This window comes from Streptomyces sp. ALI-76-A, from assembly GCF_030287445.1.
GTDB lineage: Bacteria > Actinomycetota > Actinomycetes > Streptomycetales > Streptomycetaceae > Streptomyces.
This window is the reverse complement of record NZ_JASVWB010000002.1, coordinates 1088496-1112879: the sequence shown is the minus strand read 5'-3', so window position 1 is coordinate 1112879 and position 24384 is coordinate 1088496. Positions and strand designations below refer to the sequence as shown.

The following is a 24384-nucleotide window of genomic DNA, read 5'->3' as shown; positions in this document are numbered from 1 at the left end:
CCAGAATTACTGCGAAAAGAGCAGAAGATGTGAATGTCACTGCTAAAATCACAGTGCCGCAAGGGGGTCTCGTACCCCGTTCCCCACCGACCAAGACCCGAGAGGCCTCCACCATGTCCACGCTCCACACCGTCGACGACCATTCGCTCACCGACGAGGACACCGACCTCTTCGAGCTGCTGTGCCAGCGCAGGGGATGGTCGGATCAGTACCTGAAGGAGATCGAGTCCACCGAGCACGACGAGCTCCTGGACCTGGCCGAGATGGTTGAGGCCCTTCATGACGCCCGGGCAACGGGAAAGAAGATCACCATCGCCCCCGACTTCGACATGGACGGCATCTCCTCCGGTGTCCTCGGCTACGCCGGCCTGTCCGAGCTCGGCTTCGACGTCGAGCTGCACCTGCCCGACTACCGCCGCGGCCACGAACTCGCGCCCGAGGACATCACCGAGATTCACGAGAAGTGGCCCGACACCCGGGTCCTGCTCACCTGCGACGGGGGAGTGAACTCCCACCGCGGTATCGCCACCGCGCGTGCCCTTGGCTGGACGACGCTGGTGACCGATCACCACGAGGAGCTCGTGCCGGGCTCGACCGCGGACATCACCGTCGACCCGTGCCGGATCGACGAGACCTACGCCCACACCAGGATCTGCGGTGCCCACGTGCTCTACCAGGTGATCGAGGCCTACACCCGCGTGCACCGGCCCGAGAAGCTCTGGGAAATCCACCTGCTGCGCCTGTTCGCCGGCCTCGGCACTGTCTCCGACGTCATGCCCGTGCTGTACGAGAACCGTCAGCTGGTGCGCGATGCGATCTCGATCGCCCGTCTGCTGCGCGTCGCCGCGCCGAAGACGATCCCCAATCCCTGGGGTGGGTTCGACGCTGACCCGGATGCCATCGACGTCGAGCAGTCGATCCTGATGCAGCTGCTGCGCACCGAGCCACATCACCCGGTCTTCCTCCGGGCCTTCGAGGGCTTCGCGATCGTGCTCAAGGCCTTCGCGCAGATCGGCAAGATCCGAGACGTCGACGACCTCGACGAGGGCTTCTTCGGCTTCTACCTCGCCCCGGCGATGAACAGCCCGCGCCGCACGGGGGCCTCGCTTGAGCCGTGCTTCGCGGTGTTCACGGCCGCCGGTGCTGACGTCAAGCTCAAGGTCGCCCACCAGGTGATCGAGAGCAACGAGCTGCGCAAGCAGCTGGTCATCGAGCACATGGAAGAACTCACCACTGGGGACCAGCCGTTGGCCCCGTGGGTGTACTTCTCGGACGCCTACCCGGGCATGTACGGGCTGCTGGCCAACCGGATGATGGAGCTCAACGGCCACCCGGTCGTCGTCGTCAACCGGCCCGCCGGCCCCGACGATTTCGTCAGCGGCTCCGGTCGCGCGCCGGAGTGGTTCGACATCATCACCAGCCTGGAGCCGCACGACGGTCTCAGCGCCATCGGACACCAGCAGGCCTGCGGCGTCCGCATCGCGAAGGCCGAGAAGCTCGGTGACCTCGTCGCCGTGCTGCAGGAGGCCACCCAGGTCGCCCTGCTCGCCGTCAGCGCCGACGGACCGAGCGGTGATCTGGTACTCGGCCCGGACGCCGACTGCGACGCCGGCCTCGAGGATCTGCAGCCGCTGTTCGAGCTGGTGCGCCGGACCGAGGGGCTCAAGCCCTTCGGGCACGGCTTCACCGCTCCGGTCGTCGAGATCGCGATCGAGCCCCTGGGGCTGCGCGTGGACCGGATCGGATCCGAATCGCAGCACCTGCGTCTGGTCACCCGGTCCGGCCTGTCCTGCCTGTGGTGGAACGTCGCCGAGGAGAAGTTCGACGTGCTCCGGGGCTTCGTGCAGCGCGCCAGCCGCACCGAGCTCGGGACGCTGCGCTTCACGGCGACGCTGCAGCTGAACACCTTCCGCGGCGACACCCGCGTGCAGGCCGTCATCAACGAACAGATCACCACGGCTGCTTGAGCCCCGTAGAGGAGGAGACCTTGACGACTTCACCGATCACCTCGCGTCTGATCGGCATCGGGTGGTGCGTCCTCGTGCCGTTCGTCGCCGTCGCGGTCTACCTCGTCCTCGGCACCGTCGCAGTCCTCCTCATCGGAGAGCCGATCGTTGCGACCGCCGTCCTGTGCATGCTTGTTGTCGTCCTGGTCGGTTCGGTGAGGATCCAGCGGCCCCGGTGGCTCGCGCATGCGTCGGCCCCGCGGCCGAGGCCGGAGATCCCACGCTTCGGGTGGCCCGTCCTCGGCTGCGCGGTCCTGGCCTTCCTCGCCGGCCAGTCGCTGGCCTTGTGGATCTACGTCATGGCCGGGTCCGCCGGCTTCGACGCATCGAACCAGACGAGGCACGCGGCCGGGGCTGTGGCAACTCTTCTGCTCACCCTGGTCGCGGCTCCCGCGGGGGAGGAGGCCCTGTTCCGAGGGCTGATCTACCCGTTGCTGCGCAAGCGGGTGGGCATCCTCGCCTCCACGCTGGTCACCGCTGTGGTGTTCGGCCTGCTGCACGGCAACGCCGTGCAGTTCGCCTCAGTCCTGCCACTGGCGGTGCTCCTGGCCCTGGTCTACGAACGCACGCGCGTGCTGTGGCCCTGCGTGCTCCTGCACCTGGGCTTCAACCTCGCTGCCGCCCTTGTCCCGGCACAGGCGCTCGGCGCTCTGGCGAACCCCGTCTCCGCGGTGTTCCTGTGCCTGGCCTTCGCTGGTTGTGCCTTGGGGCTCTACCGGCGGGTCGTCGGCGGGACTGCGACTGGCGCAGTCCGGGGCGCGGGAGGCGAGTCCGCGATGCAGTGAGCGGGGTACTCAGCCTCTCTTCTGAAACACGATGGTGCCCTCCGTGCGGACCTGGCGGCCTTTCAGCCGCCGGTCCTTCGTGCGGAGGGCATGCTCGTGGTGACCGGGGTGATCCGGTCACCGGGGGTGTGACTGAAAGTATCTATTCAGTCATACTCATCAGGAGAGGAGAGGATCTCGTCATGGCTATCGTCAGCACCTGTACGTACGACTCACGAGGAAAGCTCGTCCGTCCCGACGCGCTCGACATCAGCCGTGCGAAGATCCGTCTGGACCTCGACACTGGTGAGAAGCCCACCTTCGAGCGCGGTCACACACATGTCTTCGTCGTCTCCGACATGGGCGTCACGGCCGAACAGGCCCGTGAGCGCGTGAACTCTAGGCTGCGCCGGTTCTTCGATCGCGCTGAGGCCGTTCGCGGCTTCCGCAAGATCACGATGGAGAAGAGCCAGAGCAAGAACCGGCTCAACCTCAACACCACGATTTCCTACGAGATCCTCTACGTCGTCGAAGCAGACGAGCGATCCCGTAGCCGCAGTCCCGAGTCCTCCAATGCGGGATACCAGCGAGGCTGAAGGCTGGTCACCCCTGGGAGATTCGCGCCATCCACGCCTCGCACTCATCAGCACATGCAAAGAGGCCGGAGAGCTCCCTTCCCACGGGGATGCTCTCCGGCCTCTCTGTTTCCACGTTCCAGTGCAACATTGATCACCTGGCGTCAACGATAGCAGCTGTCGTGTATCACTCGCAATGAGCAGCGAATGCCAGTCAAATGCTCCCTCGCTTCCAGTGGGGCCTCATGGATGAACGGCTCGGACAGAGTTCTGACTCGCGCTCGCAGGACGCGTAAGGAGCCTTTTGCGAGCCTCAGGACGCCGAGGATGTCCAGTCCCGCTGAGGCTCGGCCGCGCCGCCTGGGAGCCGCACGGCGGCTCGGCGTGGAAGTCCGCCTCGACTTGGTCGCCAGGGGGCTGGGCGCATCGAGCTGCGAGCTGTACCACGAGACGTGGTACACACCCGAAAACAGCGTCTGACCTGGGAAAACACCTGGACCGTAAGGCTCATTCCCGCAGCGGGTGTACCACATAGGAGCGCCGACGTGGTACGACGTTTTACCTGGTCGCCCAGCATTTCCCGTCGATGTACCACGAGTACCACGCTTTTTTGACCGTTTACATAGGGGGCGCGTTCGGGAGCGGTCCAGGCGGCTCCAGCCCCAGCTCGCCAGTCTGCTCTCTTATCCCCCCTGCGCGTGTATCTAGTCTCCATTTCCTGGTACAAGTGGTACCGGGGGTATTTAAACACCGCCTGACCTGGGCAAACACCTGTACCACGTAGAAAGTGCCACGTGGTACACCTTGCTCTTGAACTCCCGGAATTCTCGCTCTGACCTGGGGGAACAGGTGTACCACGTCAAGTGGTACACGCTCGTTTACCCCTAGAGGGTATGCGGGCATGCGGCTCTCGGGATCCTCCTGGAGAGCGTCCGGTCGATGCTCTGGTGGCAGCTGGCTCGACCGGTCAGAAGAACTCCTCCGAACCTCGACCGCGGGCCGGGCGGCTCACGCCGCCCGCGGGTGCGTGGTCGAGCACGAGAAGCCAGAGCCTCCGTGGGGCATGCGCCCGACGAGTCGCTGGTTCTCATGTCCCACCCAGGCGCGCGACGCGTGTGGCGTGGCCGTGGCGGTCGCGCGCTCTCTCCAGTCCCTGTCGGTGGCCCTTTGGGCCTCCATTGGCAACCATTCGTGTCATCAGTCGACTCTCTTATTGAATGGCGGCTCAATCGTTGAAAAAGGGCATTCGGATGACGTAGGGTCAAGATCACGTTCCGTTCGATTACGAGTCCAATCGGCTTCCCACTCATCGCCGGCAGGAACTCGATCGTGATCGAGAAAGCAGCAACATGACGCCTCCCGATGCCCTCATGTCCGTACCTGCCGCCGGTTCCAACGCTGGACCGCGCACCAACCCCGTCGCCGACGTCCTGGCCAGCGTCATGGGGTACTTCTCGAGCCGCGACGACATGGCTCCGCAGAACGAGATCGTCACCTACGTCACCGCCGCCTACCTCGACCAGATCGACCCGACCGATCCTCCGACGCCTCGCGTGCTGGAGAAGGAGCTGCTGGCGATCGTGGGCGGGGTCGTCAAGGCCGAGAATTTCAAGGCGGCCGTGGCCGCCGAGAAGTACCCCCTGCCGAGATATCTGACGTACTGGCAGGTCGCGCAGATCCTCCTGCGTCTGCACCACGTCATCCGCATCGCGCCCAACGCCAAGGACACCGACCGTGAGTACGACCTGCTGGCGATGTACCAGGCCGCGGGCCGCGCGCGTGGGACGTACACCACCAGCGAGGACGACATCCGCACCACGGCGCGCATGTACAACACCCAGCTGACCCTCAAGGAGTTCGCCGAGGTCCTGGCCGTTTTGCGCGAGGACAGCCCGCGTCGGCACCAGAGCACGAACCGCGACTTCATCGCCGCGCGCAACGGCATCGTCTTCTACGGCACCGAGCCGCTGGACGTCACGATCTTCGGCAAGGACTTCCACTTCGAGCCCAAGCAGGTCCACCCCTTCGACCCCGCCATCGTGCTGCTGACCAAGAACGACGTCGACTACGTGGACGACGCCCCGCAGCAGGTCATCACGCACCCTGAGGACGGAGATTGGGAAGTCGGCGCCTGGATCGAAGAGCTCTTCGACCAGCCCGGTGACGAGGGTCTTGCCGACCTGATCTGGGAGATCATCGGTGCGATCATCCGGCCGCACGTGCGCTGGGGTAAGACCGCCTGGTTCTACTCCGAGCAGGGCAACAACGGTAAGGGCACGCTTTGCGCGCTCATGCGCAACCTCGTCGGCAGCGGCGCGCACACCTCGATTCCGCTCTCGGACTTCGGCAAGGACTTCGCGCTCGAACCGCTGGTGCGCGCCAACGCGATCATCGTCGACGAGAACGATGTCGGCACCTTCATCGACAAGGCGGCCAATCTGAAGGCGATCGTGACCAACGACGTCATCCAGATCAACCGCAAGTACCGGATGCCGATCGCCTACCAGTTCTTCGGCTTCATGGTCCAGTGCCTGAACGAGTTCCCGCGCGTGAAGGACAAGTCCGAGTCGTTCTACCGCCGGCAGCTCTTTGTGCCCTTTACCAAGAGCTTCACCGGAGCCGAGAAGAAGTACATCAAGGACGCCTACCTCCAGCGCCGCGAGGTCCTGGAGTACGTCTTCTGGTACGCGGTCAACCGCGCCGGCGCGTCATCTCCGGGTGACTACTACCAGCTCTCAGAGCCGGTGGCCACCAAGGAAGTCCTGGCCGAGTACAAGGAGGTCAACGACCCCGTGCGCGCCTTCTGGGAAGAGTTCCGCGGGCGGCTGGTCTGGGACCTGGCACCGTTCACGTTCCTCTACGACCTGTACAAGGCATGGTTCGCCGACGTCTCGCCGTCGGGCTCCCCGGTGAGCAACAAGCAGTTCATCACCGACCTCGTGGCGATCGTCCGGCCGGATGCCCTGTGGCACTGCCCGGACAAGAACCGCAAGATCCGGCCCGGCCAGATGATGAGCAACCCCGAGACGCTTATCGCCGACTACGAGCTGAAGAAGTGGATGCACACGAGCTACACCGGCAGCGACCCGAAGAAGAAATCCCAGCCGACGCTGCAGGCCAACTACCGCGGACTGCTCCGGCACACGGGCGCATCCGCCCCGACCGACGACACCACTGACGAACAGGACTGATGCACCCATGGCTAAAACTGCTGGCGCGCTCGGCGAACTTACCCAGGCCGTACTCGACTCGCCCGCAGCCAGGGCCGCCTGATCACGGCGATGTCCGACGTCGCGCGCGAGCAGCGGATCACCAACCTCATCGTCCGCTCGCAGATCACGGCAGACCCGCGGAGAAGGCCCGGCTCATGAGTGAGGCGTCCCGGCGCATGGATACCCCGCGCCGGCGCTCTCCTCACGACTCCCTATGAGGCCACGCGCGCCTCCTCCCCAGACACCGGCCGTGATGGTCGGACCGACGAAAAGAGATCTCCATCATGACCACACAGCGAACACCCGTCACGGCCTCGAAGGCGCGCTTCACCTTCTACGACATCGAGTCGCTGTCGGACGTCTTCACTTTGTGCGCCTACACCCCGCGGCCCGGCAGAGCCGTCGACGACCTGGAGATCTTCTTCCTCGCCGACGACCAGCAGCTCTCCGACACCGTGGACCCGCAGGCACTCTATGAAGCCGTGGGGCGCTCCAACCCGGGCCTGCCCGCGGTGAGCGTCCAGCTGTGGAACCTGCGCGGCGAGCGGGGCAACCTCCGCCTCGCCGAGCTGATGGGCCTCTCGAACGCCGACCAGGTCAACGACCGCAGCGAGGTCTCGTCCTATCCGGCGAGCCTGCGCCCGGTCTGCGACACGGATCCCGAGTACGACCCGCTGAAGCACCCGTTCCTGGCCGGGTACAACTCGCTGAACTACGACACGACCATGCTCGCGCTGTACCTGATGGAGACCTTCCCGGCTCCACACTCCGGTTGTCTTGTCCAGCCGACCACCGCGCGCGAGATGCGCGAGCACAACGACAAGCTGTTCAACGGGCACATCGAGTACATGCCTGGCTACCTCGGCTGGGACGGCCCGGCCGCCAAGATCCGCCGAGCCATGATGCACTCGGGCCGGCACCTGGACGTCGCCCGTCTCAACGAGCTGCAGACCAAGGTGAGCCTCAAGCGCCTGCTCGGGATGCTCGGCCGCCAGATCAAGGAGTCCGAAAAGCTCAGCCACGACACCTCGATCACTGCGATCGAGGATCTCTACGAGCTGCTGGCCTACAACGTCTCCGACTGCCTGGGCCTGGCCCAGCTCTTCCAGCACCCGGCCTACGCCAGCAACTTCGACCTCAAGGCCGGCCTGCTGGCGCAGTACTCCGAGACCGTCTACGCCAAGAATGGCTCGGTGCGCCGGGACCGCCTGACCATCGACTCGTCCTCGGCGAAGTTCGTCGGCCGCATCCTCGCGCCGTACACCTCGCTGAACGACATCGAGGCCGTGTCGTTCCTCTATCCGGCCAAGGAGGCGGCCGAGCAGCAGGGCATCTCCCAGATCAACGTGCTCGACGAGTGCGTGCGCTTCTTCGAGGAGAACGTGGCCCCCGACCCCGCCAAGGACCCAGCCACGACGCCGGCACAGGCGAAGGCACACCGCCAGTTCATGCAGGTCGTCAACTACTACCGCTCGATCGAGGGGCAGAACTTCAACGACTCCGAGGAGTACCGCGACCTGTTCGACCTCCCGGCCAAGTCCTTGCGCGAGCTGCCGAAGACGCCGAACAACGTGCCCTACTTCCACCGTGACGCCTCCGCGTCGTCGTGCTTCGCCACGTTCAGCACAGGCGGCATCCACGGCGCGGAAGCGGACATGACAGTCTTCGACGCCGACTCCTTCGAGCACCGAGAACAGGCGGCCATGATCGGCCTCGCCAAGCTCTTCTACCCGGACGCGAAGGACTTTGTCGCCGAGGCCAAGCGCCAACACAACCTGCTCACGCTGCCCGACGGCACGGTTGTTGACAAGCGGCTCGTGCTGCTGGGCTCGGACCTGAATAAGGTGAAGTACCGCAAGCCGAAGAAGGACGACCCGGACCAGGCCGAGCAGCTCGCGCGTGCGCAGGCCCAAGTGCCGGATCCGGTCCAGCTGCTGGACACTCAGCGCCCGCACAGCGAGGCGATGCACGTGCGCCTGGCCGACGGGAGCGTGCTCGACGGCAAGGTAGTCCTGGCCGTCACCTCGGCGGTCAAGGCCGTCTACCGCGATGAGCCGGCGAGGAAGGCACCTGCGCTGTTCACTGCGAAGGCCGACAAATCCACGAAGCTGCACCCGAAGTTCGCACGGACCTCGGCAGGCCTCGTCATCCACGAGGACTTCACGAGCTACTACCCGAACCTGCTGCGCAACATGAGGGCGTTCTACAATCCCGAGCTGGGCGAGGACCGCTACACGACAATCTTCTTCGAGAAGGAGCGCCTGGGCTTCGAAATGAAGAAGCCGGGGATCTCCGCCGAGGAGAAGGCCCGGCTCACGACCTTGCGCAACGGCACGAAGCTGATCCTCAACTCGGCCTCTGGAGCTGCTGACGCTGCGCACCGGACTCCGATCAGGATGAACAACCGCACCATCTCGATGCGGATCATCGGCCAGCTGTTCAGCTGGCGGATCGGGCAGGCCCAGACGCTGGCCGGTGCGCGGATCATCTCGACAAACACCGACGGCCTCTACTCCGTCATCGGCGGCGAGAACGGCTTCGATGAGACCACCAACAACCGGGTGCTCGCCGAGCAGCAGGCCGCCATCGGCATCGACATCGAACCGGAGCTGATGTTCCTCATCAGCAAGGACTCGAACAACCGGCTCGAGCTGGAGTCGCCCAGTGAGGACCGGAGCGTCGCCGACAGCCCGATCATCACCGCCTCCGGCGGGACGCTGGCCTGCTACGCGGGTCCTACCCCGACGAAGTCGCTGGCCCACCCGGCCGTGATCGACTTCGCCCTGGCCCGCTATCTGCAGACCGTCGCCAACAGGGGAGAGGAGGCTCTCGCCGAGCCGTTCGATCCCGTGCTGGGCCGGAAGATGATCGAGGAGGCGATCGACCCGGTTGATCCCGTGCGGACGCTGCTGCTGTTCCAGAACGTCCTCGCCGCCTCGCGTGGATCAATCACCTACCCGTTCGCCGCCGACCCGGTCAGCGCCGGGCCCGACCGTGACGACAGCGAGGACTCCGATGCGCAGCTGGTGAACCCGCGCGCCCTGCAGATGGTCAACCGGGTCTTCATCGTCCACGACGGCACTGATGGTGCCGTGAGCCTGCACAACGCCGGCGCATGGAAGGTGAGCCCGGCCAGCCAGAGCAAGCGGCGCGAGTCCGGCAGCGCGGGGGTGCGACGTGACCCGATCGCGCTGGAGATCCTGCGCCACCACGGGTGGGCGAAGAACCGCAGCGAGGCCAGCACTTCCGACGGCCTCACGCTGCTGCCCGATGACCAGGACGTCGTGATCCGCCGGATCAACGGCATCGACCCGCACTGGTCGGTGATCGTCGTTAACGACGACCTCCGCACGCTGCCGGCCGCCCGAGTCGAGCAGCTCATCCGGGCGCTCGATCTCGACATCTACACCCGGATGCTCGACGAGACGTTCACCAAGAACTGGCGAAACGCCGCCTGATCAGCGCCTGCATCACCACCGGACCACAGGGTGCCGGGCTCCGTCGTGTCGGCACGGCCCGGCACCCTGTGGCTTTCCGTAGCTATTGACAAATAGGCCCGCATGGGTCATTTGCTGCAAGTCGTGATTGGACTGAAAGGCTAGTCCGACTTGTCGCTACAAGTGAGTTGAGAGGCATCATGTCCCAGACCACACACTCCCTCATGACCCGCCAGACCATCCGCCCGCTCGAGTATCACAACCTGCGTACCTCAGATCGCTCGCCCCGCGAGATCGCGACGAGCTTCCGCCACATCTTCGGACTCGAACTCGATCCGGACTACCAGCGAGGTGATGTGTGGATCAGTGACCAGCGCATCGCGCTCATCCGGTCGTGGCTGACGGGGACCCCGACCGGGGTGGTGATCCTCAACGACCGGACCACGCCCGAATGGAAGCAGGCCTCCGGCTACGACCCGACGGACCGCGACGAGGCTATGTACGCGTGCATCGACGGGAAGCAGCGCATCACCACGGCGTACCTCTGGTACGACGATGAACTGGCCGTTCCCGCAAGCTGGTTCCCCCAGGACGACGTGACCGCCACTGAGAAGACCGACGACGGCCCGTACGTGCGCCTCTCGGGCCTCACCAAGGCCGCCCGGCTGAAGTTCGCCAACCGCGCCCACCTCTCGGTAGCGATGGCCAAGGTTGCCACCGCGGCCGAGGAGGCCGAGATCTACCTCTTGGTCAACGGCGGCGGAACCCCGCAGAGCAAGGCCGACATGGACAACGCGGCCCGCATCGCGGCAACGACCTCGCCCCGGGCCGAGCTGTGAGTGCCGCCACCGGAGGAACCGGGAGCACAGGCCAGACGGTCCAGCCCGGCCAGCGCTGGCGGCGCAAAAGCGACAGGATCCTGACCACGGTCATTTACGTGGATACGCCCTTGCGGTTCCGGCGCTCGGTCCAGCACCGGGCGCGGCGTCGAACGGTCGCCGAGCTCGACTCGTTCCTGAGGAAGTACGAGCTCGTGTCCGATGCCGTGCCGACCGACACCTCCGCCCAGGACGACGACGCCCAGGCCCAGCAGGAGAAGAACACAACCCGCGAGGGCATCCTGGTCCGCCGGGGCCAGATCTGGGAGGACCTCGACACCCGGCAGAACCAGCGCCGCGTCGTCGTCGAGTTCGTCAAAAACGGCAGGGCCCGAGTCCGGGCCCACTACGGCACGAGGCGCTCGACCATCAGCGTCTCTCGGATGCACAAGCACTCCACGGGCTTCCGCCTCGTCGAGCCCGGTGAGCTGAAGTACGGCGTGCCGACGGTCTCCTTGAACGAGACGGCACAGCGCTGATGGCTCGCACGCGCGAGAGCACCATCGAGGACTACCTCCTCAGCCAGTGCCGGGCGCACGGCTTCCTGTGCCTGAAATTCGTCTCACCAGCCCGCGGGGGAGTGCCCGACCGGATCGTCGTCGCTCCCCGCGGCACCGTGTTCGTTGAGGTCAAACGCCCCGGCGGCCAGCTGCGGAAGCTGCAACAGCTCACGCACGCCAAGCTGCGCCGCCACGGGGCCGAGGTTCACGTCGTCGGCGACAAGCCGAGCGTCGACGTCTTCATCGCGAACCTCCTCAAGACCTCATCCGACCAACAGGGAGCAGCACCATGACCCACACATACATAGCCGCGGCCCAGCAGCCGCAGTATGAGACCAAAGACTCCGGTCAGCGTGACGAGTTCTTCTCCGGGATGCTGCGCGAGCCCGGCACCGGCCAGCCCTGGTTCGACCTGCTCGTCTCGGAGACCGTCCCCTTCGACGAGCAGCTGCTCACCCGCTGCGCCGCCCTCATGGAGCGAGGAGCGCAGAAATACAGCTCCCGTAAATGGGAGAAGCGAGGGTCGGCGAGCCGGAGACCGAGGTCGCGCAGCAAAAACAGAGAGCCGACGAGGCCCATGCCCGACTCGCCCTCATCCAGAAGGTATTCCATGCCTGACCATGTGCTCGAAGAGAAGGGTTGACCAGCGACATGACCACGGCTACTGCTCCGTCCCCGATCTCGCTGATGCCGCATCAGCAGCAGATCCACGACTTCCTGGTCGACCGCCCCTTCGCGGGCGCATGGGTCCCTGTGGGTGGCATGAAGACGCTGAGCACCCTCGCGGTGCTGCAGACGGTGCGCCCGATCGGGCACATCCTCGTCATCGCGCCCGTGGCGATCGCCCGCTCCACCTGGATCGACGAGATCGAGAAGTGGGGCTTCCCTATCCGCACGAAGTCGCTCATCGTCGACGAGAACGACAGGAAGCTGCCCAAGGCCAAGCGTCTCCAGCGTTTTCAGGAGGTCTTCACCGACCCGCCGACGATGTACTTCATCAACCAGGAGCTGCTGACTCAGCCGTCCCAGGAGACGAAGCTGATCACGCCGGTACCGGGCGCAGTGCCTGCCCCGACCGTCTCACCGGAGGCGATGGCGATGCTGGGTCTGCTCCAGACACGGGGGCCACTGGGCCGAGACGAGCTGATCGACGAGTACCGTGCTCTGGTCGCCGGCAACACCAACAACCGGGTCCCCACCAAGGCCAAGATCCGCGCCTGGATTCAGGAGTTGCTCAAGCCGGCCCTGGTGACGTGGGAAGCCTATGACTGCCGAACCTGTTCCGGCGCAGGCTGCGCTCAGTGCCGCTTCGGTTTGGTCGACCAGATGCCGGTCCAGAGCATCAACGGCCAGAACACCATCATCTGGCCCTTCCAGACGGTCATCATCGACGAGTCCCAGGGTTTCAAGGCGCACGACTCGCAGCGCTTCCTGGCCCTGGCGACGGTGCGGCCGGCCATGAACCGACTCATCGAGCTGACGGGGACGCCTGCTCCCAACGGCCTGCACGACCTGTGGAGCCAGATCTACCTGCTCGACCAGGGCCAGGCGCTCGGCCAGAACATCACCGAGTTCCGCAACCGGTGGTTCGTTCCGAAGATCGTGCCGGGCACGAACACGCCGGCCAAGTGGATCCCGACGGTGAATGCCGAGGCGGAGATCCACGGTGCAATCGCGCACCTGGTGATGAGCGCGCAGAACACGACGCTGGTCCTGCCTTCGTTGACCATCCAGGACGCGAACGTCACGCTCCCGCCGGACCTGCTCCAGGCCTACAAGGACTTCAAGCGCGACCTGGTCCTGGACATCGTGCAGACCTACACCGACGACGACGGGAAGCTGACGCAGAGCGTCGAATCGATCGTTGCCGCGAACCAGGCGGTGCTGACGAGCAAGCTGATGCAGTTCGCCTCGGGCACGCTCTACACCGCAGATCCTGACGACCCGACCACGAAGGGCCGGTACGAGGTCATCCACGACAAGAAGATCGAGATGACCGAGTACCTGGTGCGGAACAACGGCAGCGAGCCCGTACTCATCGCCTATCACTTCAAGTCCGACAAGGAGCAACTGCTCACGCGGCTCCGGAAGGCCGGCACCGACGCGCAGGCCTTCGACGGCTCGCGCGACATGATCCGCCGGTGGAATGCCAAGCAGATCCCGGTGATGCTGCTCCACCCTGCCGCCGCGGGTCACGGCCTGAACCTGCAGCACGGCGGCTCGACGATGATCTGGTACACCCTGCCGTTCTCGCTCGAGCACTATATGCAGACCAACGGTCGGCTGCACCGCCCCGGCCAGACGAAGCCGGTGACCATCCACCGGCTGATCGCCAAGGGCACGCAGGACGAGCGGATGCCCTCGGTGCTCGCCGGCAAGCAGCAGGTCCAGGACGACCTCATCGAGGCCGTCTCCGGAGACTTCAACGCCGAGCAGGCGCTTCTCGCCGCTCTGGAGGAAGAGATCCGCGAGGATCTCAACGACCTCTGGGCGTCCGAGCGGGTCTGACCTGCACTCACTCAACGACGGCCCCGCTGGGATCCCGCGGCCGAGCCGTCACCACCGCGCACGATCGGAGCCGATCACCGTGATCGTCTTCGCGCCCGCTCCCTTCGCCCGCGACGGTGACGAGATCACCGGGACCGAGGAACAGATGCTCGACGAGCTCCACCTGCGCAAGATCGTTGGGCCTTGGGGCAGGTCCCGATCTCGCTGACGAAGTGCTGGTCGTCGCCCCAGGCGGATACGTCGGGGAGTTGACAAGCCGCGAGGTCGCCTACGCCGAGGAGCGCGCCAAACCCGTGACATTCATCAGCAGGCGCGAACAGCGCTGACGGAAGGATCCCCGCATGTCGTTCGAGATCTACCACCCAACCCGAACAAGGGCCGTCGTACTAGTGTCCTGCACCGGAAATTGCAGGCTTAAGTCTGTAGCCTGTTTTCATGTCGCATCGGGGTCCGCGTGCTGTCGAGGTTGTGCTGTCCGAGGAGGAGCGCGCCGAGTTGTCGCGTTGGGCGGGTGGTGGGGCGGGATCTCGTTCGGCCGAGCGCGCTCGGATCGTCCTGTCCTGTGCGGATGGTGCGTCAAGTTCCCAGGTGGCGACCGACTTGGGCGTGAACGTGGCGACGGTGCGCAAGTGGCGCTCGCGGTTCGCAGCTCACCGGCTGGCAGGTCTGGCTGACGAGCCACGGCCGGGCCGGCGCAAGCCGGACCTGGTCCTCACCGAGGCTGAGCGTGCGGAGTTGACGCGCTGGGCGCGGCGGGCGAAGACCGCGCAGTTTTTGGCGCTGCGGGCGAGGATCGTGCTGCGGTGCGCGGAAGGCGGGACGAACAAGGAGATCGCCGCCGAACTCGGCGTATCGCACGGAACGGTGAACCGCTGGCGGTCGAGGTTCATCCGCTTGCGGCTGGACGGGCTGAGTGATGAGCCGCGTCCCGGCAGGCCGCCCTCGATCCTTCTGGACCAGGTCGAGGACGTTGTCGTCGCGACGCTGGAATCCACCCCTGGTCAGGACACGCACTGGTCGCGGGCCTCCATGGCCGCCCGCACCGGGCTGTCGAAGTCCACCATCGGGCGGATCTGGAAGAAGTTCGACCTCAAGCCGCACCTGCAGGACGCGTTCAAGCTCTCCACCGACCCGCAGTTCGTCGCGAAGGTCGTCGACGTCGTCGGCCTGTACCACCATCCGCCCGAGAAGGCGGTGGTGTTGTGCGTGGATGAGAAGAGCCAAATCCAGGCGCTGGACCGCTCGCAGCCGGTGCTGCCGATGATGCCGGGCATGCCCGAGCGACGCACCCATGACTACTACCGGCACGGCATAACCAGCCTGTTCGCCGCCTTCAACATCGCCGACGGCAGCGTCATATCGCAGCTGCACCGCCGCCACCGGGCCATCGAGTTCAAGAAGTTCCTGATCCGGATCGACAAGGCGGTGCCCGCCGGCCTCGACGTCCATCTGGTCTGTGACAATTACGCCACCCACAACACCGCCGAGATCAGGACGTGGCTGGGAAAACACCCCCGCTTCCACGTCCACTTCACCCCCACCGGCTCCTCGTGGATGAACCAGGTCGAGCGTTGGTTCGGCCTGTTGACGGACAAGCTCATCCGCCGCGGTGTGCACACCTCCGTGAAGGCCCTGGAGCAAGACATCAGAGCTTGGATCGACGGATGGAACGAGAACCCCAAGCCCTTCACCTGGACCAAGACCGCCGACGAGATCCTCAACTCCCTCGCCGACTACCTCACCAAAATCAACCCACCGATCACCGAAACCTGATAAAGACTTAAGCCTGCAATTCCCGACTCAGGACACTAGGGGTCCCGCCAAGATCACCGTCACGCACGCTGAGAATGGGCGTTCGCAGATCGCACTGTCCGCCGCGGCACGCGACTGGTTGCGGCCGACCCCCGGTCGCAGCGAGGCACGGTGGCCCGCAAACCAGCCGACGATGAAGCTCGTCATCCTGATCGACCGCGACGCGAGGAAGACCAAGCTGCAGCGCACTGAGGACACCGATACCGGAGACTACGTCCACGATGTCAAGGGCCTGAGCCACACCAGCACCGCTTACATCACCGGTTGGCGACTTGATGAGCAGCTGGGCCTCGACGAAGGCCACTTCCTGGCCGAGCTACTACCCGACCCGGACGACGACGCCGATACCGCAGTGCGCGCCATAGTCGTCGACGCCGCCGCCAGCACGCCGATCAAGAGGCGTCAGCCGACTGCAAAGACTGATTCAGTGACGCGGCCCTGATCCCGACGCCCGTAACCGCCGACGGGCAAGCCCACATCGAAGAGATGCGCCAGATGATCGATGAGAGCGTCACCCTCGTCGAGCCATGAGCCCCTCTTAGGCATCGACATCGCGGGATGGCGCCCATCGCGCGCGCAGGAGCAGTACCTGCGTCGCTTCACCGAACTGACTCAGGATACGAGGCCGTCGCATGACCAGCACCAACAACGACACTGCCGCCGTCGTCACCAGTGCCGCCTCTGCACCCCTGCCTCGGTCCGGCGGTGCCTGGGCCCGCGACCTCGGCGATCAGTACAGCAAGCTCGCCCGGACCTCGACAGACCCGCAGCAGGCCGAAGCCAATGCCGCCGAGGCGCGCACGTACTACGACATCGCGGACCGTATGGACCGCGCCATATCCGACACCAGCCAGCCCGGAGAGGAGCACAAGCCGTGACTGTCACCAACCACGAGAAGTACCGCCCGCCGGCCGAGGAACGCTGGACCGACGGCATGCGCACTGAGCCCGTTCGGATCGCCGCGCGCACTGAGTGGCTGTACAGCGAGTACGACCCCAGAGTGATCGTCCCGGAGGGACGCACGCGCCACGCGTTCTCGCGCAGCGCCAAGGTCACCGCGTCCGATGTGCACAGCCCTTACGAGTCCATGCAAGACCTGACCAGCCATCTGCACCGCGCTGTCGCCGCCTTCGGCGACGACAAGGAACTGGTCATCGAGGTTCGGCTCGCCGATGACGACAACACCCGGGTCCTCAAAGAGGTCTTCTTGTAGGAGCTCCCCATCAGCGTCGATCCGACGCGAAGCGTCACTCAGTTGGGGCAGGAGCGGACCGATCGCTGAGAACACTCCTGCTCCCGCCACCGAGCCGCCCAGCTCGGAGATCATCCCTCGGGGTACTGCAGCCGATCTGCTACCGCGAGTCCTTCGTGTTCGGCATCGCGGGTCTGGGTCGGCATGGCCGACCCGGGAGCGGGATCGATACCAGAACAGGCCGGTTGCCCGTGCACCCGGCCTGTTCCCCGTCGATCCGTCGGCGTCTCGTCAGGGGCATCCCCGGGTTCCGGTGGTGTCCCTGACGAAACGCTTTGCTGCCACCGGTTGGACGCGAAAACGACGCTGATCGCCGAAGCCCCGAGCAAGACATCGATGAGACCCGTCAATGCGCCAGCCTGGACACGCATCGGCCTCCAACCAGACCCCTGGCGGCCTCTCACGAGCGCGCCCCGACGACGGGTGTGGCCATGGATACGAAGGAATAGAGGCCTCCATCCTCTGTGTCACGGGCAGCGCCCTTCCTCTACGTCATGAGAGGGAGGGCAACCGGGGCGGGACGCCCCTGCCCCGGTTCCCGAGCAGGACCCGATCTTCAAGGACCAGAAGTGATGAAGCACAAGATCGCAGAGATCGTCGACGCCACGATCCAGATGTACGCCGACCTCCAGGAGATCGCCGGACTCACCTCGCGCGTGCTCGCGAAGTTTCCGCACGAGACGGTGCCTCAGCAGCTCAGAGCGTTCCTCGGCTCGCCAAGAGTCGCGTTCGCGCGACCGTCCATGACAGGCGACGGCAAAATCACCCTCCGACTTGAGCGCGGGCTGTCCCAGATGCAGGCCCAGATCCCCGACACGTGGCTGATGATGCACCAATCAGAACTGACGGCCGCCGTACGCGAGATCTATTGGGGCGAGCAAGAGCACCGCGCCCGCCACGAGCTGATCCGGCTCGGGAAGGTCATCGAGGAGCACAACCGCGAGGCGCAGCGTCACCGGCGTAAAGCGAGCGAGGCACGTCGAGAATACGACCGTCTCGCCGCCGGCATCCGCCGGCGCTCGGCCCGCAAGCGCAGCGCCGTCGAGAGAGACTCCGATGGCTGACCCGACGGACCCCAGCAAGATGTCCCAGCGGGAGTTGGAGGAGTACCTCGACGCCCTGGTCCACACAGAAAAAGAGGACTCTCACGAGTTCCGGCGTGCCCTCAGGATCCCGGAAAGAGCAAGTAACTGCCGGCAACCTGATGCAGACCCGTGTCATCGCCGACGTGCTCGCGCTGGGCCAGGTCGTACGGCACGTCATCCAACCCACATCACGCCCTTCGAGGAGGGACTGGCTCATGGCCCGCAAGCAGAAGATCACGAAGTACCAGGTCGACCACTGGAAGAACGCGCTGGAACAGATGCTCGAAGAGGGCAACTTCAGGCAGGACGGTCGGCCGCTGAGCCCCGCCGGCATCGCGGAGCGCAAACAGGAGATCGCAATGCTCCGAGGGCTGAACACCCTTCGCGTGGGCCAGGTCGTCGACCTGGACACCGTGCAGCCCATCCACGAAGACACCAACAACGCCGGAAGCTAGACCCAGGGCGCCTTCAATCCGAACAACGACGTGCAGTTCACCTCGGAGATGTCTCTGACCGCCGCCCAGGCAGTCGGCATGTTCCAGGGCATTGGAGAAGCAGACCCGCTGCGCCCAGACCCTTGAACGCTCCGACCTCCAAGCCAGCATCCGTGCCGCCCTGGCGAACCGTGAGCGCCAGGTCATCGTTTTCCTGGGTCCCAACGAGGTGGCCGTCGGATCCACTGGCCACTTCTCGCCCAGTGGCCACAGTGCTACCCGACGGCCCTACGACTGGATCCCCCACGACGTCAGCTTCACGCCGCGCGACGGCGAGGTCTTCACCTCGCACCACGGGCCGGCCAACGACGAGAAGCTCGTCGAAGTGCTCGTCGCGGCGCTCGTCACCGAGTGCAGCACACCGGGGGAGAGCGACCTCCCGCACGGACTGTGCGGGGACAAAGCCGATCATCAGCCGAACTCGTACATCAGCGGATCGCTGGGTGAGTTCCAGCTACCGTACGCGCCCGAGATCCAGCAGAGACCACACCCCGACACGAAGGAGCAGGCTCGACCATGAGCATCTGCAGAGCAATGCTCGATACCTGTGGATCAGTCCCGGGTGGCACGCGGAGGGCGTACCTTCCCGAATGATCCTGTGATGGTCACTGAGTAGGCCCGCGTTGGCGCGCGGGTCGGGAAGGTACGTCCGTGCTCAGCGTAGTCACCGAGGATGGCTCCACTCAGTCCGGTTCCCTGATCGACGAGATCGTCCGTGAGGGCGCCAGGCGGATGCTCGCCGCGGCACTGGAGGCAGAAGTCAACTAGTACATAGCCGAGTTGGCTGCCGAGACCGATGAGGCAGGCCGACGGCTGGTGGTCCGCAACGGCCATCACCGGCCCAGGACCGTCGTCACTGCCGCTGGCCCGGTCGAGGTGCGGGCACCGCGGGTGAACGACCGCCGCGTGGACGAGGCCACCGGCGAGCGCAAGCGGTTCTCCTCCAAGATCCTGCCGCCGTGGTGCCGCAAGTCGCCGAAGATCTCCGAGGTGCTGCCGCTGCTCTACCTGCACGGACTGTCGTCCGGGGACTTCGTGCCCGCGCTGGAGCAGTTCCTCGGCTCGACGGCCGGTCTGTCGTCGGCGACGGTGACCCGGCTGACGCGGCAGTGGGGCGATGACCATGCCGCCTTCCAGGCCAGGGACCTGTCAGACCGCGATTTCGTCTACGTGTGGGCCGACGGCGTGCACCCCAAGGTGAGGCTCGGGCAGACGCACTCGTGCGTACTGGTCCTGCTCGGCGTCCGCCTGGACGGCACCAAGGAACTGATCGCGCTGGCGGAGGGCCTGCGCGAGTCGACCGAGTCGTGGGCGGACCTGCTGCGTGACTGCCGCAGGCGTGGCATGCGCGACCCCGAGCTGGTGGTCGGCGATGGCGCGATGGGCCTGTGGAAGGCGCTGGCCGAGGTCTTTCCGGCCGCCCGTCATCAGCGGTGCTGGGTTCACAAAGCCCGCAATGTCACGAACTGCCTGCCGAAGTCCGCACAGCCGGGCGCGACGAAGGCGATGCAGGAGATCTACAACGCCGAGGACCGCGCCCACGCCGAGAAGGCGATCGATGTGTTCGCCCGCACCTACGGCACCAAGTGGCCCAAGGCCGTCGCGAAGATCACCGACGACCGGGAGGAACTGCTGGCGTTCTACGACTTCCCTGCCGAGCACTGGATCCACCTGCGGACCACGAACCCCATTGAGTCGACATTCTCCACGGTCAAGCTCCGCACCAAGGTCACCCGCGGGGCCGGCAGCCCCGCCGCCGCACTCGCGATGGTGTTCAAGCTCGTCGAGTCCGCCCAGGCCCGCTGGCGCGCGATCACCGGCGCCCACCTGGTGCCCCTTGTCCGTGCGGGAGCCAAATTCGAAAGCGGTGTGCTGGTCGAACGTGGCACGGTGGCGGCATGAACCCGCCGCCCCTGTCTCGGACGTCCCCTCACCGCGGTCAGGTAATTGTCCTGACCGGGCCGCCCGGAGCCGGCAAGAGCACCGTGGCGCAGCTGCTGGCAGATCACCTGACTCCAAGCGTCCACCTGCACAGCGACGATTTTTGGCGCTATATCAAGCAGGGCTGGATCGCGCCTTACCTGCCCGAAGCACACGAGCAGAACCAAGTAGTCCTGCAGGTACTGGTCTCAGCAGCGTTCGGCTACGCCGAGGGCGGATACCACGTGATCTGCGACGGCATCGTCGGACCCTGGTTCATCGACCTCTTCCGCGTGACGGCACGGGAGCGGGCCCTGCCGCTGAGCTACGTCATCCTTCGGCCGGACCAACACACCACACTGGAACGGGCAACGAGCCGGGCCGACGACGCTCTGACCGACCCCGAACCGATTCGCTCACTGCACAGCCAGTTCAGCAACCTGGGCCTCTATGAGGCCCACGTCCTGGATTCCACCACCCTGACCGCTGAGGCAACCGCCGACAGCATCCTGCAAGGCGTCGCGAGGGGCTCCTACCTCCTCAACCCGAGCGACAGCACCACCGATGCGAACGACTCGATCCACAACTCTTGACAATGGCTCACGGTGCAGCGACAACCGGCATTACGACCGTGTGCGTAGGCGGCACGCGGAGATCGAGGCTAAGGCGGCGGCCGAGGGCTGGGCGTACGAGTACATCAGCACCTCTGACGAGGTGTACTGCCGTAGCAGGGAACTGATCGGCAAGCTGGTCTGCCGTGCGTACCGGCGCCACGACCCGCACGGGGTGGACGAGGCCCGAGGCGTCCTCCAGCCCGCGCATACGTACAACTTCGCCTTCAAGCGGCTCGCCACAGTAGTGCCGAACTCGCCAGTGACCGGCTACGCGCTCGTCTTCGAGGACGGCAGCCGAGACCCGCTCTGCTACGACAAGATGTGTGTGGTCACCCGTGAGCCGGCTGGCCTCGACAGGTGAGCTGTTGAGCCGGTTTACTTCTTTATGCTCCGACGGTATGAGGCCGTGGACAGAGCGCGCTCCAGCAGGGCTTCGGCGCTCGGCTCCTGATCGGGCTGCTTTCCGCGCTTCGCGTTCGCTGAGGCCCAGGAGCAGGGCATGCGAGAAGCGCGATCGGCTGCACGGAAGTCTTGACTGAGCCAGGATTCAGCCCGCCGACACGCCTTGAAGTGACCCCTCCCGCTTGACCTGCCAGGTCAAGCGGGAGGGGTCACTTCACACCGCCTCGAGCGGCTGTCGGCGCCACTGCTGGTCACTCACTACAAACGTCGTCGCCACAGTCGGGGCAGGTCCACCGCCGGTTGAGTTACAGCTGCTCGTCCAGGCCCGCGAGGAGGGCACGTTCCGCAGGGGTGAACTGAGGGCTGTCCAGTTGCTGACGCAAGGGGCCGCCGATAGCCGCAAGCAACACGCTGGGCCGAACTAGGGACGAGGGTGGGGCTTGCAGAGCCAGCACGTCGGTCAGGGCTGTGGCGGCGTGGAATGATCCGGTTGCTGTGTGGGAGAGACGGCTGACGTAACGCTGAAGGAGACGGTCGGCGATGTTCGGGCTCTTCCCTGTGGTGTTGGGGAGGTGGATGTCCTGCCCGACCGCAAGGGCCCAGGCAACGTTGACGGGGCGGGCGATGGCACGTTGGGCGCGCCGGGCCAGTCCCGGAGTCAGACCGTTGGAGAGCAGGGCGCGCAAGGCGAGCGCGCCCTGCGCGACGACGGACATACCGTGTCCGTACATGGGGTTGAAGGCAGCGACGGAATCTCCAAGCGCTACCAGGCCTTCTGGCCAGGTCCTAAGTCGTTCGTAGTAGTAGCGGCGGTTCGTGGTGCTATGCGTGACGCTGACGTCGGTGAGCGGTTCTGCCTTCTTGAGGAGGTCAGCCACAATGGGGTGACGCAAGCCGCGGGCGAAGGGTTCGAAAGCGTCCGGGCTGCGGGACGGCTGCCTGCCTGGGGCACCCATCAAGCTGACGTGCCAGCGGCCGCCTTCGATCGGCAAAATACCTCCCGCACTGGCGGGATGGGGCAGACGCGGGTCACCCTGGACGCTGATCATGGGCCAATCGTGAGTGGGTACGGGGGCTCGGTACATCCGACTGGCGTAGGCCAGACCCGAATCGATGGTGTCTTCGGTAAGACCTTGGATGCCGAGCTCGGAGAGCCACTTTGGTGTGCGTGTGGAGCGTCCGGATGCGTCGATGACTAGATCCGCTTCCCACGTTTCCTGTTGCCCGGAGGTGCTGATGCGCACACCGGTGACGCGACTGCGACTTCCTACCAGTCCGATGGCCTTGGTGTGTGTGCGGACCGTCACCCGGGGGTCTTTGCAGACCTGCTCCCGGACTACGTAGTCGGTCAGGTCCCGGCTCGCGGCAATCAAGTAGTGAGTGGCCGCGTTCCAGCGGCGGTACCAGCCCTCGGGTGAGTAGATGACCATGTTGGTGGTCATCGGTATACGGTGAGCGCCTGCGGCCAGCAACTGGTCGATGGTGCCGGGTAGAAGGCGGGCGATCGCCTCGGCGCCTCCGGTGTGCAGGAGATGGATGTGCACCGCCTGCGGGACGCCGAGGCGCGGCTCAGGTCCTTCGGGCAGGTCATGGCCTTCGATGATGTCGATGGAGTCGAAGTGGTCCCAGATGGCGGCCGCGGCTAGCATCCCCGCGATGCTGCCTCCGACGATGACCGCGCGGCGGGAAGGCCGGGAGATTATTTGACTCATGACGGGCCGCTTTCTACGTGGAGATGGTGGTGCTCGTGGAGGTTCCGGACGGCAGGCGAAGCAAGCGCCAGCGACAAGGGAACGAGGTCCTGCGAGCGCCATGCCATGAGATGGGCACGGTCGTGGTTCTCGACACCGGTGAGCTGCCGCTTACGAGCGACGAGGATCATGGCTGCGTCTGCGGTGACTGCGGCGGACGCTTCGTTCTCGCCGGCATGCAGCAGTGTCTGGTAGGCCGCCTCGCGGACGACGGAGTCACAGTGGGGAGACAGTGCCAGGATGGCGTCGTACAACGCTGTCTTGCGGCTAGTCAGGAGCACGGCGGGGGGAGTTCGCCACCACGGCAGATTGGTGCGCACAGCTCCGGGAGTGGGCACGTGCTGTAGAGCTCGCCAAAGGGGGTTGAGCTGCTGCAGTTGGCGTACGACCCGGACGGTCTCGGTTGCGCGCGGTCCGACGAGCGGAAGCGTGAACCCGATCGCGACGCAAGCGGCGGAGAGTGCTGCGAATCGGGGGGTGACTTGATCGATGAGAAAGTCCAGGTCGTGGCCTGTCCACCGGGCCGCCACCGCGATCAGTCTGGCGACGTCATAGGACACGTGGAGAAGATAGGCGCAGGAGAGCAGGCGGAGGCCTATTCGGAGCGACCCACGGATGAGCTGTCCTGACCATCTCCAGCACAGGATGAGACTGGCGGTCGAAGACGCGCCATGTGCCACGAGGTAGGTGACGATCATCTCCCGGATATAGGGCGTGTTGGCGTAGTAGGCGTCGAATAGCGTGAGCTGTTCTACAGGAGCGCTCCCGGCCCAGAAGAGCAAGAAGATGATCAAAATGGCGGCGGCGTAGCAGGCCACGCACCAGCGCGAGATGCGGCGGGTCTGCTCTGGGGGCGCTTGCCGCCAGTTGATGATCAGCAGAAGGTTTGCGGCGGAGAATCCGGTCAGCGTCGCGTAAACCACGGGGGCGGAGAAGTTAGTGATCCCGGTGAGCCGGTTGAGCGCGCGGATGACGTCCGGGGCAGCGAGGAACATTATACAGCCGCCGGCGAAGATCAGCCTGATGGCCGCACTGAGCAGTGCGTTGTTTCGCTGCCGGATGAGCGCGGGGATCTTCAGCGCGCAGACGAGGAAGAGAATGCTCCCGCTGATGTAGTAGACAAGGTCACTCGGCCCGGATGTCACCTTGAAGCTTCTCTCCTCGACTGCGGGTG

Annotated in this window: 21 protein-coding genes and 1 pseudogene; 20 read left to right on the top strand and 2 right to left on the bottom strand. The window is 65.4% G+C overall.

Features of this window, described 5'->3' with window-relative positions:
- Positions 1-113 precede the first annotated feature (113 nt).
- The 20 genes and pseudogenes from QQS16_RS05755 (at position 114) to QQS16_RS05655 (ending at position 21418) form a co-directional block, all read left to right on the top strand.
- Complete coding sequence (locus QQS16_RS05755) at positions 114-1967, top strand: DHH family phosphoesterase (protein WP_286060529.1); 1854 nt, start codon at positions 114-116, stop codon at positions 1965-1967.
- Between the two features lie 20 nt (positions 1968-1987).
- Positions 1988-2791 carry a CPBP family intramembrane glutamic endopeptidase gene (locus tag QQS16_RS05750; protein ID WP_286060528.1) on the top strand — a complete coding sequence of 268 codons (804 nt, stop codon included), beginning with the start codon at positions 1988-1990 and terminating at the stop codon, positions 2789-2791.
- Between the two features lie 182 nt (positions 2792-2973).
- On the top strand, positions 2974-3366 hold the full coding sequence (locus QQS16_RS05745) for a hypothetical protein (RefSeq protein ID WP_286060527.1): 393 nt from the start codon (positions 2974-2976) through the stop codon (positions 3364-3366).
- Positions 3367-4715: 1349 nt separating this feature from the next.
- Positions 4716-6536 carry a DNA primase family protein gene (locus QQS16_RS05740; protein ID WP_286060526.1) on the top strand — a complete coding sequence of 607 codons (1821 nt, stop codon included), beginning with the start codon at positions 4716-4718 and terminating at the stop codon, positions 6534-6536.
- 305 nt (positions 6537-6841) lie between these two features.
- Positions 6842-10015 carry a hypothetical protein gene (locus QQS16_RS05735; protein WP_286060525.1) on the top strand — a complete coding sequence of 1058 codons (3174 nt, stop codon included), beginning with the start codon at positions 6842-6844 and terminating at the stop codon, positions 10013-10015.
- 179 nt (positions 10016-10194) lie between these two features.
- Positions 10195-10833, top strand: coding sequence for a DUF262 domain-containing protein (locus QQS16_RS05730; RefSeq protein WP_286060524.1), 639 nt, complete (start codon positions 10195-10197; stop codon positions 10831-10833).
- Positions 10834-10931: 98 nt separating this feature from the next.
- Entirely contained in the window at positions 10932-11351 is a 420-nt protein-coding gene (locus QQS16_RS05725) for a hypothetical protein (RefSeq protein ID WP_286060523.1), read from the top strand.
- On the top strand, positions 11351-11665 hold the full coding sequence (locus tag QQS16_RS05720; protein WP_286060522.1) for a VRR-NUC domain-containing protein: 315 nt from the start codon (positions 11351-11353) through the stop codon (positions 11663-11665). Before QQS16_RS05725 ends, QQS16_RS05720 begins: the two co-directional genes overlap by 1 nt.
- On the top strand, positions 11662-12015 hold the full coding sequence (locus QQS16_RS05715) for a hypothetical protein (protein ID WP_286060521.1): 354 nt from the start codon (positions 11662-11664) through the stop codon (positions 12013-12015). The genes QQS16_RS05720 and QQS16_RS05715 overlap by 4 nt, the downstream gene beginning before the upstream one ends.
- Positions 12016-12206: 191 nt before the next feature.
- Positions 12207-13880 carry a helicase-related protein gene (locus tag QQS16_RS05710; protein WP_286060520.1) on the top strand — a complete coding sequence of 558 codons (1674 nt, stop codon included), beginning with the start codon at positions 12207-12209 and terminating at the stop codon, positions 13878-13880.
- Positions 13881-14315: 435 nt separating this feature from the next.
- Positions 14316-15653, top strand: a complete 1338-nt coding sequence (locus tag QQS16_RS05700) for an IS630 family transposase (protein WP_286060519.1) — start codon at positions 14316-14318, stop codon at positions 15651-15653.
- A gap of 172 nt (positions 15654-15825) precedes the next feature.
- Positions 15826-16134 (top strand): hypothetical protein, encoded by a 309-nt coding sequence (locus QQS16_RS05695; protein WP_286060518.1) that lies wholly within the window; start codon positions 15826-15828, stop codon positions 16132-16134.
- 190 nt (positions 16135-16324) lie between these two features.
- Positions 16325-16570: a hypothetical protein gene (locus tag QQS16_RS05690; protein ID WP_286060517.1), complete on the top strand. Its 246-nt coding sequence runs from the start codon at positions 16325-16327 to the stop codon at positions 16568-16570.
- Complete coding sequence (locus tag QQS16_RS05685) at positions 16567-16905, top strand: hypothetical protein (RefSeq protein ID WP_286060516.1); 339 nt, start codon at positions 16567-16569, stop codon at positions 16903-16905. Before QQS16_RS05690 ends, QQS16_RS05685 begins: the two co-directional genes overlap by 4 nt.
- A 611-nt stretch (positions 16906-17516) precedes the next feature.
- Positions 17517-18008 (top strand): hypothetical protein, encoded by a 492-nt coding sequence (locus QQS16_RS05680; RefSeq protein ID WP_286060515.1) that lies wholly within the window; start codon positions 17517-17519, stop codon positions 18006-18008.
- Between the two features lie 140 nt (positions 18009-18148).
- Positions 18149-18484 carry a hypothetical protein gene (locus tag QQS16_RS05675; RefSeq protein ID WP_286060514.1) on the top strand — a complete coding sequence of 112 codons (336 nt, stop codon included), beginning with the start codon at positions 18149-18151 and terminating at the stop codon, positions 18482-18484.
- Positions 18485-18575: 91 nt separating this feature from the next.
- A complete protein-coding gene (locus tag QQS16_RS05670; RefSeq protein ID WP_286060513.1) occupies positions 18576-19043 on the top strand; it encodes a hypothetical protein in 468 nt (155 codons plus the stop codon).
- A 131-nt stretch (positions 19044-19174) separates the two neighbouring features.
- Positions 19175-20425: pseudogene (locus tag QQS16_RS05665) on the top strand (IS256 family transposase).
- Entirely contained in the window at positions 20422-21036 is a 615-nt protein-coding gene (locus QQS16_RS05660; RefSeq protein WP_286060512.1) for an AAA family ATPase, read from the top strand. Before QQS16_RS05665 ends, QQS16_RS05660 begins: the two are co-directional and overlap by 4 nt.
- A 40-nt stretch (positions 21037-21076) precedes the next feature.
- Positions 21077-21418, top strand: coding sequence for a hypothetical protein (locus QQS16_RS05655; protein ID WP_286060511.1), 342 nt, complete (start codon positions 21077-21079; stop codon positions 21416-21418).
- A gap of 346 nt (positions 21419-21764) precedes the next feature.
- Here the strand turns inward: QQS16_RS05655 and QQS16_RS05650 are convergent, their stop codons facing one another.
- Positions 21765-23171: an NAD(P)/FAD-dependent oxidoreductase gene (locus QQS16_RS05650; RefSeq protein ID WP_286060510.1), complete on the bottom strand. Its 1407-nt coding sequence runs from the start codon at positions 23169-23171 to the stop codon at positions 21765-21767.
- Entirely contained in the window at positions 23168-24355 is a 1188-nt protein-coding gene (locus QQS16_RS05645) for a DUF6545 domain-containing protein (RefSeq protein WP_286060509.1), read from the bottom strand. The genes QQS16_RS05650 and QQS16_RS05645 overlap by 4 nt, the downstream gene beginning before the upstream one ends.
- Positions 24356-24384 lie beyond the last annotated feature (29 nt).

What these genes read in the sequence shown, in the direction of transcription:
- QQS16_RS05740 (WP_286060526.1), top strand. Translation starts at nt 4,716, where the DNA reads ATGTCCGTACCTGCCGCCGGTTCCAACGCTGGACCGCGCACCAACCCC.
- QQS16_RS05650 (WP_286060510.1), bottom strand. Translation starts at nt 23,171, where the DNA reads ATGAGTCAAATAATCTCCCGGCCTTCCCGCCGCGCGGTCATCGTCGGA.
- QQS16_RS05700 (WP_286060519.1), top strand. Translation starts at nt 14,316, where the DNA reads ATGTCGCATCGGGGTCCGCGTGCTGTCGAGGTTGTGCTGTCCGAGGAG.
- QQS16_RS05675 (WP_286060514.1), top strand. Translation starts at nt 18,149, where the DNA reads ATGCAGACCCGTGTCATCGCCGACGTGCTCGCGCTGGGCCAGGTCGTA.
- QQS16_RS05720 (WP_286060522.1), top strand. Translation starts at nt 11,351, where the DNA reads ATGGCTCGCACGCGCGAGAGCACCATCGAGGACTACCTCCTCAGCCAG.
- QQS16_RS05695 (WP_286060518.1), top strand. Translation starts at nt 15,826, where the DNA reads ATGAAGCTCGTCATCCTGATCGACCGCGACGCGAGGAAGACCAAGCTG.
- QQS16_RS05730 (WP_286060524.1), top strand. Translation starts at nt 10,195, where the DNA reads ATGTCCCAGACCACACACTCCCTCATGACCCGCCAGACCATCCGCCCG.
- QQS16_RS05690 (WP_286060517.1), top strand. Translation starts at nt 16,325, where the DNA reads ATGACCAGCACCAACAACGACACTGCCGCCGTCGTCACCAGTGCCGCC.
- QQS16_RS05660 (WP_286060512.1), top strand. Translation starts at nt 20,422, where the DNA reads ATGAACCCGCCGCCCCTGTCTCGGACGTCCCCTCACCGCGGTCAGGTA.
- QQS16_RS05755 (WP_286060529.1), top strand. Translation starts at nt 114, where the DNA reads ATGTCCACGCTCCACACCGTCGACGACCATTCGCTCACCGACGAGGAC.
- QQS16_RS05715 (WP_286060521.1), top strand. Translation starts at nt 11,662, where the DNA reads ATGACCCACACATACATAGCCGCGGCCCAGCAGCCGCAGTATGAGACC.
- QQS16_RS05745 (WP_286060527.1), top strand. Translation starts at nt 2,974, where the DNA reads ATGGCTATCGTCAGCACCTGTACGTACGACTCACGAGGAAAGCTCGTC.
- QQS16_RS05680 (WP_286060515.1), top strand. Translation starts at nt 17,517, where the DNA reads ATGAAGCACAAGATCGCAGAGATCGTCGACGCCACGATCCAGATGTAC.
- QQS16_RS05735 (WP_286060525.1), top strand. Translation starts at nt 6,842, where the DNA reads ATGACCACACAGCGAACACCCGTCACGGCCTCGAAGGCGCGCTTCACC.